Source organism: Dawidia soli (assembly GCF_018598185.1).
Lineage (GTDB): Bacteria > Bacteroidota > Bacteroidia > Cytophagales > Cyclobacteriaceae > Ohtaekwangia > Ohtaekwangia soli.
Genome location: NZ_JAHESC010000004.1, coordinates 1 through 11678, shown reverse-complemented (window position 1 = coordinate 11678; position 11678 = coordinate 1). Strand labels below are relative to the sequence as shown.

Below are 11678 nucleotides of genomic sequence, written 5' to 3'. Positions count from 1 at the left end.
TGAAACTACGAACGATTGCATGAAGCTATAGACTTATAACGATTGAAACCATAGCATCCGCATGTTTATTATCCGGCATGCTAAAAGGCGTTCGTAGCAACGGCTTCGGTAATGCTTTTTCGCTGCCCGGCGAAAGCGGCATTGTCGGAATCAAAAAGGACAAACCCATCTACCTATGAACATAAGAATTCTACCGACTATTCTATGGAAGCACCGTGTGCCGTTCATGCTGGCGGCGATGCTGTATTTGCCGTTTGCCGCCCAGGCGCAGGTAATTGTTACCGGCACCGTGAGCGACTCCACCGCGGCTGTGACGATGCCCGGTGTCAACATCATTATCAAAGGAACTACCGCCGGCGCCACCACCGACAGCGACGGCAAATACGCGATTGAAGTGCCAGACGCCAACAGCGTGCTGGTCTTTTCGGCCATCGGCTATGCTACACGCGAAGTACGTGTGGGCGGCAGAACGGTATTGGACGTTAGTCTGCCGGTAGACGAGAAGACGCTCACAGAGGTTGTCGTGGTGGGGTATGGTACCGCGCGCAAAGCAGAGATCACGTCGGCTGTGTCGGTTATCGACATGCGCACACTCGGCAATCCTCCGGCGGCCAATGCCGGACGTTTGCTGATGGGCCAGGCGCCCGGTGTACAAGTGCGGCAAACGCAGGGGCGGCCGGGTGCCGAAATGGAGGTGACCGTTCGCGGTGTCGGCTCGCTGGGGGCCGGCAGTGCGCCGCTTTATGTGGTCGATGGCTTTCCGGTCGGCACGGCCATCGGCCAAAGCCTCAATCCCTCCGACATTGAAAGTATTACGGTGCTGAAAGACGCCGCGTCTACGGCCATCTACGGTGCCCGTGGCTCGAACGGTGTGGTGTTGATCACCACCAAGTCGCCCAAGACCGGCCAGGTAAGCCTGACCTTCGATATCAACACCGGCATCCAGTCGCTGCCGGCCTCGCGCAGCACCAAGATGATGAACGGCGTGGAGTTCGCGCAATTCAAGAAGGAGAGTTTTATCGACCGGATCCGCTACAACGAGAACCGCGAGCCCGATATCTCCGAAATTCCGGAAGCGTTTCGCTACCCCGAGCAGACCCGGTATTCTACCAACTGGCTGAAAGAGATTACCAACCAGAACGCCCTGTTTCAAAACTATACCATGGGTGCTTCCGTGGGTGGGGCTAAGTTCCGGTCCTATCTCTCGGCGGGGTATTTGAACCAGGAAGGGCTTATTCTGAAGACCGGCCTGAAGCGTTACAACGTGCGGGCCAACATGGAAGGCAACGTCAACGACTTTATTTCCGTGGGGTGGAACATTGCAGGCGCCAATTTTACCGAGCGTTATGCCAGCACCAACTACCGCGACGGCTTGGTAGGCCGGGCATTGTGGGCCGACCCACGCTACCCGGTATATAATGATGACGGATCGTTCAATGCCTATATCGGCGGCTCCAATGGTGTGTTCGGCACGGCCAACCCGGTGCAAGAGCTATATGAAATGGACCGGCACCTGACACAGACCAACCTCCTGACGAACGGCTATGTGCAGTTGTCATTCCTGAAACATTTTAAATTCAGGACATCGGTCAGTGCCACGCTTGTCAACAACGAGCGCATGGAGTTCAGGCCGTCCACGCTCGCAGGGGGCGGGTTCAGTCAGCCACCGCCGCAGCCTGCCACGAAGGTGGAGGACTACTTCAAGTCCAACAACGTAGCGGCCGACCAGCTGTTGACGTATTCCCATCGCGTGGGCGATCATTCTGTGGAAGTGCTGGCGGGGTATACCGCACAGGAGTATACCGAGAAGTCGATCCTAGGTACGGGCAATACCTTTGCCGACGACATCGTGCGTATACTCGATGCCGCCAAAACACGCGACGTAGCGTCTGACGAAGCCAGCTGGAGCTTGCTGGCGTACTTCGGTCGGGTGAACTATTCCTATAAAGACAAGTATCTGTTCTCGGGTTCCTTTCGTCGTGAGGGCAGCTCGCGCTTTGGCATCAACAGCAAGTGGGGCAGCTTTCCGGCGGCTTCGGTGGGCTGGCGTGTGAGCGAAGAATCGTTTATGCCGAAGCTATCGTGGCTTACCGACCTGAAGCTGCGTGCAAGCTTTGGTGTGACGGGTAACAACAACATCGGCAATTACCCCAGCCTGGCCGCGATGGTGTCTTCCAACTATGTGTTGGGCAATGCGCTGGCGAACGGAAAGATACTGGGGTCGTTTGCCAATGCCGACCTGGGGTGGGAGCAGTCGCGGCAAACCGACGTGGGCATGGACCTGTCGTTATTTGACAATAAGCTGACGTTGCTGGCCGAGTTTTACCATCGCACCACCGACAACATGCTGTTGTCGGTGCAGATACCTGCCATTGCCGGGTTCAACAACGCATTCTCCAACATTGGTAAAGTAGAAAATAAGGGCCTGGAGCTGGGACTGGATTATCGGACCCGTGTGAATGAAATCAACCTGCGCGGCAGTTTTAATATCTCGTTTAACCGGAATAAGGTTCTCGCTATTCGCGGAGGTAACGATGCGATCTGGCAGGGAGGGTTTTACGATGGCCACAGCGTGTCGCGTGTAGGGCGGCCGATTGGTATCATTACCGGCTATAAAGTACTGGGCATCTTTAATACCGAAGAAGAGATTGCCGCGGCGCCGACACAAGATGGTGCCATTCCCGGGGTATACCGGTACCTGGATAAGGATAACGATGGGGTGATCTCCTATGCATCGGACGATCGCGACATGGTGGAGATCGGCAACCCCAATCCGGACTTCACCTGGGGGCTGACGCTGGGCGGCGACTACAAAGGTTTTGACGTCAACATCCTTTTTACCGGCGCGCAAAACTACGACCTGTATCGCAACATCGAGTCCACGACCATGAACATGGACGGTGTGTTTAACGTGCTGCAGTCCGGTGTAAACCGGTGGCGTTCCAACACCGACCGTGGCGACGGAGTCGGCCCCACGTCCAACACCTGGAAGTGGGAGCGTGAGTCGAATTCACGCTATGTGCATGATGCCAGCCACCTGTGGGTGCGGAGCGTCAGCATCGGGTATACCCTTCCGAAAGTCCCGGTGTTCAGCAGCATCCGCGTGTTTGTGAATGCCGACAACCTGTTCCTGATTTCCGACTATCCCGGTGGCAACCCCGAGGTAAACATTCGTGAAGGTACACAACCCGGGTTTGACGAAGAAGCCTATCCCTTGCCCCGTACGCTGTCCGTGGGGGCCAGCATCAAATTCCAATGACCTAACCATCTCAGCGATATGAAAAATATAGTGGTAATCGTGGTCACGCTTTGCCTGGTAGCATGCGGCGACGACTTTCTCAATAAGACTGATCCGGCCACGCTGGTGGCGTCAGGGTTTTATAAAACCGAACCCCAGGCGCGGCAAGCCGTAAACGGTGTTTACGGACAGCTGCAGGGCATTATTTCCAGCCAGTGGCTGTACAACGAATTTATTACGGACAACACCACGCTGCATTTTAATACCGGCGACCGCGGCCAGGGGCCCGATACCGAGGCGCTGGAGTTCTGGCAGGTCAACTCGGGTACACTCAACATCGCTACCCTGTACAGCAGCATTTACCTGTCGCTGGTAAATATCAATACCACACTGTCCAAGCTTCCGGCGGCAACCTTTGATGCGGCGCTTAAAAAGCAATACGAAGGCGAGCTGCGGTTTATTCGCGCGTACTATTATTTTCTGCTGGTGCAGTATTTCGGCGAGGTCATTATTATTACCGAACCGTTGGTGACGCCTTCGGAAGCGTACGCATACGAGCGGCAACCGGTCGATCAGGTGTACGAGCTGGTTCTCGGCGATCTCGGCTTTGCCATTGACGCGCTGCCTGCGACATATGATGCAGCCAGCGCAGGCCGGGCAACCCAGGGTGCGGCGCTGACGTTGCTGGGCAAGGTACAACTGACGCGCAAGGAGTACAGTGCGGCGATTACCACGCTGCGCCGGGTTACGACGTTGGGTTATTCACTGTTGACGGACTATGCTGACGTCTTTGATCCTCAACATAAGAACCATGCCGAGTCGATCTGGGAGATACAATTTCAGGGCGACAATACACAAGGCGAGGGAAGCAATTTCATCTATACGTTTGCACCGTTGTATTCGGACGGATCGGTCATCCATTTTCCCGGGCAAAACGGTGGCGGGTGGAATATACCGTCGCGCGATATGATTGCGGCGTACGAGCCCGACGACCTACGCAAAGATGCGTCGTTGAAAGAAGGATACTATAATCAATCTGACGTATGGGTACCCGTGCCGTTTATCAACAAATACAATCACCCGCACACCATTCGCGGTGTTACGAACGATAACTGGCCTGTGTTGCGCTACGCGGATGTGCTGCTGATGCTGGCGGAAGCCATCAACGAAGATGCAAAAGGCCCCACGCAGGAGGCATACGATTACCTGAACGCCGTGCGCGACCGCGCGGGCCTGGACGACCTGAGCGGGCTGGATGAAGTGTCGTTCCGGGCGGCGGTGCTGCACGAGCGGCGGGTAGAGCTTGCGTTTGAAAACCACCGGTGGTTCGACCTGAAAAGAACGAAGACGCCCGAGGCGCTGGCGGAGTTTCTGAATGCCTATGCGGCGGTTGAGAAAAGCAATCCCACGACGGATCGGGGAGGTATACCTTATACACCCGGCGACTATCAGTTTAGTCCTTACGAAGTATTGTTTCCGATTCCCGCCAACGAGCGGCGGATTAATACCAAGCTGTCGCAAAATACCGGTTATAATTAGTACCCATGGTATCAATCCAAAAGTTATGAGAACATACAACGTTATGCTGCCGGTACTGCTGGCAATTGCTTTGCTGCCTGTGGTGAGCCAGGCACAACCTACGGTCACCGTCGCGTGGGACAAAACCGTGCTCACGTCCAACACGACGCCCACGCTACAGCTGGTGGAGAACCCCATGGTGCGGCCCGGTTCGCCGATCCACAAACAAGTATTTGCGCTCTTGAAAGACTTGCAGGCTGACTACCTGCGGTATGTGCCGTGGTTTCCGTATCCTAAAATGGCGGTCGCCGAACTGGCTCCGCCCACGAAGACACAAACGTTCTGGGACTTTACGTACCTGGACAGCACGATGCATGCTGTTATGGAGGCGACCCAGGGGCATCCTGTCGTTATTAATTTCAGCACAACGCCCGCCTGGATGTGGGAGACCGATAAGCCAGTAGCGTATCCGCAAGATGCCTATAAGCCCACCTGGCGTTACAACCAGGGAACAAAACTTCGGGACCCTTCCATGAAGGAACTAACGGACTACTATAGCCGGGTTTTTCGCTGGTACACCCAGGGTGGGTTTACCGATGAGCTGGGAAAGGTTCACAGGTCAGGACATCACTACAAGATTCCGTACTGGGAGGTGCTCAACGAACCGGACCTGGAGCACAACATCCCGCCACCGCTGTATACGGCCATGTACGATGCCATCGTGTCGGAGCTGAAAAAGATCTCTCCGGAAACGAAGTTTGTCGGTATATCGGTGGCGTCTACCAGCAACCCGGCTTACTTTGAATATTTTCTGAACGCCAGGAACCATACGCGCGGGGTTACCGTAGAGGGAATCTCGTACCATCATTATTCGTCGCCTTCGTTCGAGGGTCAAACACTGGAGGCGTGTCAGTATACATTCTTTGAAAAGGCAGATGCTTTTTTAGACCGTGTGCGATATATTGAGAATATCCGCAAGCGGCTGGCGCCGCAGTGTTTTACAATGATAAACGAGCTGGGGGTGATCTTGCGTAGTCCCGAAGTGTCGGGGCCGATCGACAATCATTACTGGAACCTGGCCGGCGCCTTGTATGCGCATCTTTTTCTGGAGTTGACAAAAATGGGCATCGACGTGGTGGGCGAGTCGCAGTTGGTGGGGTATCCCACGCAATTTCCGGATGTGAGCATGGTAAACTGGGAAAATGGAAATGGGAATGCCCGGTATTGGGTATTAAAGCTGCTGATCGATCATTTCCACAAGGGCGACAAACTGGTGCAAACGAACTCAAACGTACCGGGTGTTGCTGCACAGGGGTTCGTCGGTGTAAATGGCAAACGCTTGCTGCTGATCAACAAGAAGAATACGCGTGTGGAGATGTCGCTGCCGCAAGCAACGGCGGCGACGACGATCCGCTATGTAGATGTGACCACCGGCGAAAATCCCCCCGGCAGCGCGAAGGTGACAGGTGGAAAAATTGTACTCGAGCCGTTTTCAGTGGCTGTTGTTGAATTGTAAGCAGTGTCTGTATACCTATGATTCGACCATCGTATAAAAAGTCGCTTTACCTGTCCGGTGGCGTTGTTGTTATTTTTGTTGTGTTGCTGCTCGGGTTTCATGCACGGGAGCAGGCCACAACACTACAGACGTTGCGTGCGCAGTTCCTTCATCCGCCTGACGATGCCCGTCCGGGTGTATACTGGTATTTTATGGACGGCAGCCTGTCGAAAGAAGGTATGACGGCGGACCTCGAGTCGATGAAGCAGGAGGGCATCGGCAGTGTGTTGTTTCTGGAAGTAAATGTAGGTGTGCCGCGAGGTAAGGTCGACTTTCTGAGTGAGGAGTGGAAGACCTTGTTTGCGCATGCGGTGCACGAATGCGAACGCCTGGGCATCGAGATGACGTTGGGTGTCGGTCCGGGTTGGACGGGCAGTGGCGGGCCCTGGGTAACGCCAGCGCAGTCTATGCAGCACCTGGTGAGCAGCAGCATGGAAGTTGACGGCAGCGCAAAGAAGCCGATCATACTGCCGGTACCTCTGCCCAAGCGACCGTTTTTTGGTGAAGACGTGTTCACACCGGAATTGAAAAAGCAATGGCGGGACTTTTATGAAGATGTCGCCGTGCTGGCCTTCCCGGCGCCGGCGGCCTACACGCTGGCAGACGTAGATGAAAAGGCTCTGTATTATCGTGCGCCCTATACCTCGCAGGCAGGAGTCAAACAGTACCTGTCCTCCCCGGCAACGTACCCGATGCTGCCGGCCGGTGTGGCGATCGATACGCGCCAGATCATAGACCTTACCGGCAAGATGGCGGCCGACGGCACACTGTCGTGGACGCCGCCGCCTGGCAAGTGGCTGGTGATGCGGTTTGGCCGGCGCAATAACGGCTCGGCTACGCGCCCGGCACCCTTGCCGGGGCTGGGCTTTGAGTGTGACAAGTTCGACACGACGGCGCTCCATGAACACCTGCAGGCATTTACCGGCGCGCTTCTGCAGAAGATCGGTGCGCGAAGCAAGTCCACGCGTGGTGGATTGACCATGCTGCACATGGACAGCTGGGAGATGGGCGCGCAGAACTGGAGCGACAGGTTCCGGGCGGAGTTTCAGAAACGCCGCGGATATGACCCGTTGTTATATTACCCGGTGTATGCCGGCAAGGTGGTCGGGAGCCTGGAGGTGAGCGAGCGCTTTTTGTGGGACCTGCGGCAAACGTCGCAGGAATTGATCGTAGAGAACCATGCGAAGCATCTGAAGCACTATAGCCACCGGCATGGTCTGGGGTTGTCGATCGAGCCGTATGATATGAATCCTACAGCCGACCTGGAGCTCGGCGCGGTGGCGGACGTGCCCATGTGCGAGTTCTGGAGTCCCGGTGGCTACAACGCCGCCTTCAGTTGCCTGCAGGCAGCCTCGCTGGCGCATGTCAACGGACAGGCTGTAGTGGCGGCGGAAGCCTTTACCGCGGTGGATGGCTGGCGGCAACATCCGGCGTCCATGAAAAACCAGGGCGACTGGGCATTTGCTGCCGGCATCAACAAATACTACTACCATACCTTTCAGCACCAACCCCTGGCGGAGACCTTAAAGCCCGGCATGACCATGGGTCCATATGGTGTGCAGTGGAACCGGAACCAAACGTGGTGGCCACTGGCCGACGCCTATCACACGTACGTGGCGCGTTGTCAGCACATGTTACGGCAGGGTAGGACCGTGGCAGATATTTTATACCTCACCCCCGAAAATGCACCGCATGTATTTCGTGCGCCAGCGTCGGCGTTGTCGGGCGATGCGTTCATGCCCGATCGGAAGGGGTATAATTTCGATGCCTGCTCGCCGGGTCAACTCTACAGTGCGGTTGTAAAAGATCATCAGGTTATATTCCCCGGGGGCGCGTCTTATCGCGTGCTGGTACTTCCTGCCTGGGAAACCATGACCCCGGCGTTGCTACAAAAGATCAAGGCATTGGTGGAAGCCGGTGCGACGGTGGTAGGAACTCCGCCACGCCGGGCGCCGGGGTTATCGGGCTATCCGCAGTGCGATGCCACGGTAAGATCCCTGGCGGTGGAGCTTTGGGGCGCGACCACCATACCCGCTACACAAACCGAGCGCCGGTACGGCAACGGAAAGATCGTCTGGGGTGGCAACGTACATGCTGAAACAGACAACCTGTACCCCCGCTATGACGTGACCGCGCGGATCGTAGACGCGATGGGTATACCGGAGGATTTCAACGCTGGCGACGCCGTACGGTATACACACCGTACGTCAGAAGCGTGGGATATTTACTTCGTGTCAAACCGCACCGACAAACGGGTGCAGACCGATGCTGTGTTCAGAACAGACAGCGGTGTGCCATCCTTGTGGGATCCTGTAACCGGCAAGACCTATGACCTGCCGGAGTATACCCGAAAAGAACATCAGACCCTTGTTCCGGTGCAATTCGAACCCTATCAGAGTTATTTTATAGTGTTTGATAAGCGAAGCACGACACGCGTGTCGAAGGGCAAGAACTTTCCGACGGTAACAGCTGTCACGACGCTTTCAGGCCCCTGGCATGTTTCCTTTGATACGGTGTGGGGCGGGCCGGGTGCGGTGCAGTTCGATCGGTTGGTGGACTGGACACAGCGACCGGAGAAGGGGGTGAAGTATTATTCAGGCCTTGCGGTGTATACCAAAACATTTGATCTGCCGGTCAACACAAAATGGAATAAAGACCCTAAATTGTTTCTGAACTTAGGGGAGGTGCACGTCATGGCCCGGGTTCGGCTGAATGGCAAGGAAGTAGGGACTGTGTGGACAACCCCGTGGAAAGTTGACATCAGCGATGTTGTGCGAAACGGACGCAACACGCTGGCGATAGACGTCGTGAACCTGTGGCCCAACCGGCTGATCGGCGATGAGCAGCTGCCGGACGATGGCATACAGCACGATCAATGGCCTGCGTGGCTGGTAAACAAAACGAACAGGACAAGCGGGCGCTATACCTTCAGTACGTTCAGGCATTATAGCAAAGACGACCCGCTTTTTACGTCCGGACTGCTGGGGCCTGTTACGGTGGAACAAAACCATTTTTAATAGTTGAAGCTGAGATGATAGAAGAAACGGAATACCCCTTTAAAGTGGGATTGTTTGGTATCGGGCTTGAAGCCTATTGGTCCCAGTTTCCGGGGCTGCGCGAGCGACTGGAAGGTTATGTAGACGTTGTAAAGAACAAACTGGCCGGCTATGGCGCGCAGGTGGTAAACCTGGGCCTGGTCGATACGCCCGAGAAGGCTGTAGCCTGTGGTCACCGGTTCAGGCGGGAAGATGTCGACGTGATATTTTTATACGTCACTACCTATGCCCTGTCGTCCACCGTGTTGCCGGTCATGCAGCGGGCCAAAGTGCCCGTGATCGTGTTGAACCTGTCGCCGGAGGCATCGATCGACTACAAGCACTTCAATGGCCTGAAAGACCGGACGAAGATGACGGGCGAATGGCTGGCGTACTGTTCGGCATGTCCCGTGCCGGAGCTTGCCAGTGTATTCCGGCGATCCGATATATTATTCTTCCAGGTCACCGGCATGCTGCACGACGATCCGCATGCCTGGAACGAGATCGGCGACTGGATAGACGCCGCGCGCGTGGTACACATCATGAGCCATAACCGCCTGGGGCTGATGGGAAATTATTATGGTGGTATGCTCGATATATACTCCAACCTGACGCTGCACTGCGCCACCTTTGGCGGGCACATCGAGATCATCGAGGTAGATGAGCTTTCGTCGCTACGCGAGCATGTGCCGGCCGCGCAGATTGCGGAACGAGTACGGTATTTTGAAGAAGCGTTTGACGTGCAAGCCGATTGTGCCGGTGAAGAATTAGCGCGGGCCGCGAAGACGTCGCTTGCGCTGGATATACTCGTGGATAAACATAAGCTCGGGTCGATGGCCTATTACCACAAAGGCACGGGCAACGGCGCGAACGAAGATACCATGAGCTCGGTCATTCTCGGCAATTCGTTGCTTACGGCGCGGGGCATTCCCGTGGCCGGCGAGTATGAAGTGAAAAATGCGCAGGCCATGAAGATCATGGATTCGTTTAACGTCGGCGGATCGTTTACGGAATATTACGCCGTGGACTATCGCGACGATATTGTGTTAATGGGCCATGACGGTCCCGGTCACATCCAGATCGCCGAGGGTAAAACCAAGGTGCGACCGTTGTATGTATACCACGGCAAAGTGGGCAAGGGCCTGTCGGTGGAGATGTCGGTAAAGCACGGGGCGGTTACGTTGCTGTCGGTGGTGGAAAAACCCGACGGCACCCTTATGCTGCTATGCGCAGAAGGGGAGTCCGTGCCGGGTCCTATCTTGGAGATCGGCAACACCAATAGTCGCTATCGATTTTCCATCGGTGCCCGGAGGTTTGTGGAAGATTGGAATAATTATGGTCCCGCGCATCATTGCGCGGTGGGGGTGGGGCACATCGCCTCTAAAATAAAGAAGCTGGGGGCGTTGCTCAATATTGAGGTGAACCAGGTTTGTTAGCGTGTGGATGGCGGATGGTATAGCCGTAGGGTAGTGCATGCGTTATCGGTTGGGGTGATATGCCGGTCTGGAGACCGGCGCGGTGATAGGCACAAGTCTTCGCCCCGAGGCGGGGCTGAGACTCGCGCCAGATGCAGAATAGCCCTGATGGGGCGTAATATAATAGCCCAGGCTGGAGGCCTGGGTTCCGTAGTATAAAATGAAGGCAGGCCCTGTAAGGGCGTAACAAATCGGATATGTATATGAAAAAATGGAATTTGATGATGCGTTGTTTTATCCTGTTGATGTTCTGCATCGGTGTGTGTGGTACAGTGTTGGCACAGCCCACGATCAAGAACGACGCGGCTGCAAAGAAGGTCACGTTTGGCAACGGGAGACTCTCCCTTACGCTGGACTATGATAAAAAGGCAACTGTGACGCAGCTCACCGTCAACGGGCAACATGTAATACAGCACAATGCCGGCGTCTACTCCATGCTTCGGACAAGGAACGCACAGTACACAACGTTGTCACTGTCGTCAGAACCTTCCGTGGCGACGACCGGCAATACCGTTACCGTGAATGGAATCGCCTACGGTGACAAAGACCTGTCCATCCAGGAAACCTGGAAGTTCACCGTGACCCACGACAATATCCGGTTCGATATCGACCGAACAACATCAAAGCCCGTAACGGCCGAAGACATCGGTTCGCCCGTATTTACCTTCGACCGCATCAACACCTGGGAGGGCGCCTACCAGGATTACGGCGGACTCGCCTGGTTTTACCTGTTTAACAAAAAGCGCGATACCTACGGTGTGCGCAGCAGCACTTCCGAATTTTGGAACAGCAAGACGAACAACGGCCTCACGATTTCCGTATCCGCGCCCGGCAAACAAATTGCCATGGACTACAGC

6 protein-coding genes are annotated in these 11678 nt (G+C 55.5%); all 6 read left to right on the top strand.

Translation table 11 applies throughout. The features are described from left to right. Positions 1 to 175: 175 nt before the first annotated feature. Positions 176 to 3259 carry a SusC/RagA family TonB-linked outer membrane protein gene (locus KK078_RS03620; RefSeq protein ID WP_254088881.1) on the top strand — a complete coding sequence of 1028 codons (3084 nt, stop codon included), beginning with the start codon at positions 176 to 178 and terminating at the stop codon, positions 3257 to 3259. An 18-nt stretch (positions 3260 to 3277) separates the two neighbouring features. Beyond that, positions 3278 to 4777 carry a RagB/SusD family nutrient uptake outer membrane protein gene (locus KK078_RS03615; protein WP_254088880.1) on the top strand — a complete coding sequence of 500 codons (1500 nt, stop codon included), beginning with the start codon at positions 3278 to 3280 and terminating at the stop codon, positions 4775 to 4777. A gap of 25 nt (positions 4778 to 4802) precedes the next feature. After that, the gene (locus KK078_RS03610; RefSeq protein WP_254088879.1) at positions 4803 to 6272 is read left to right on the top strand and encodes a hypothetical protein; all 1470 of its coding nucleotides are present in this window, start codon (positions 4803 to 4805) and stop codon (positions 6270 to 6272) included. A 17-nt stretch (positions 6273 to 6289) separates the two neighbouring features. Continuing rightward, positions 6290 to 9328 carry a glycosyl hydrolase gene (locus tag KK078_RS03605; protein ID WP_254088878.1) on the top strand — a complete coding sequence of 1013 codons (3039 nt, stop codon included), beginning with the start codon at positions 6290 to 6292 and terminating at the stop codon, positions 9326 to 9328. A gap of 14 nt (positions 9329 to 9342) precedes the next feature. Next, positions 9343 to 10782, top strand: coding sequence for an arabinose isomerase (locus KK078_RS03600; RefSeq protein WP_254088877.1), 1440 nt, complete (start codon positions 9343 to 9345; stop codon positions 10780 to 10782). A 242-nt stretch (positions 10783 to 11024) separates the two neighbouring features. Beyond that, positions 11025 to 11678: hypothetical protein (locus KK078_RS03595; protein WP_254088876.1), on the top strand; the 654-nt coding region annotated here is incomplete at its 3' end.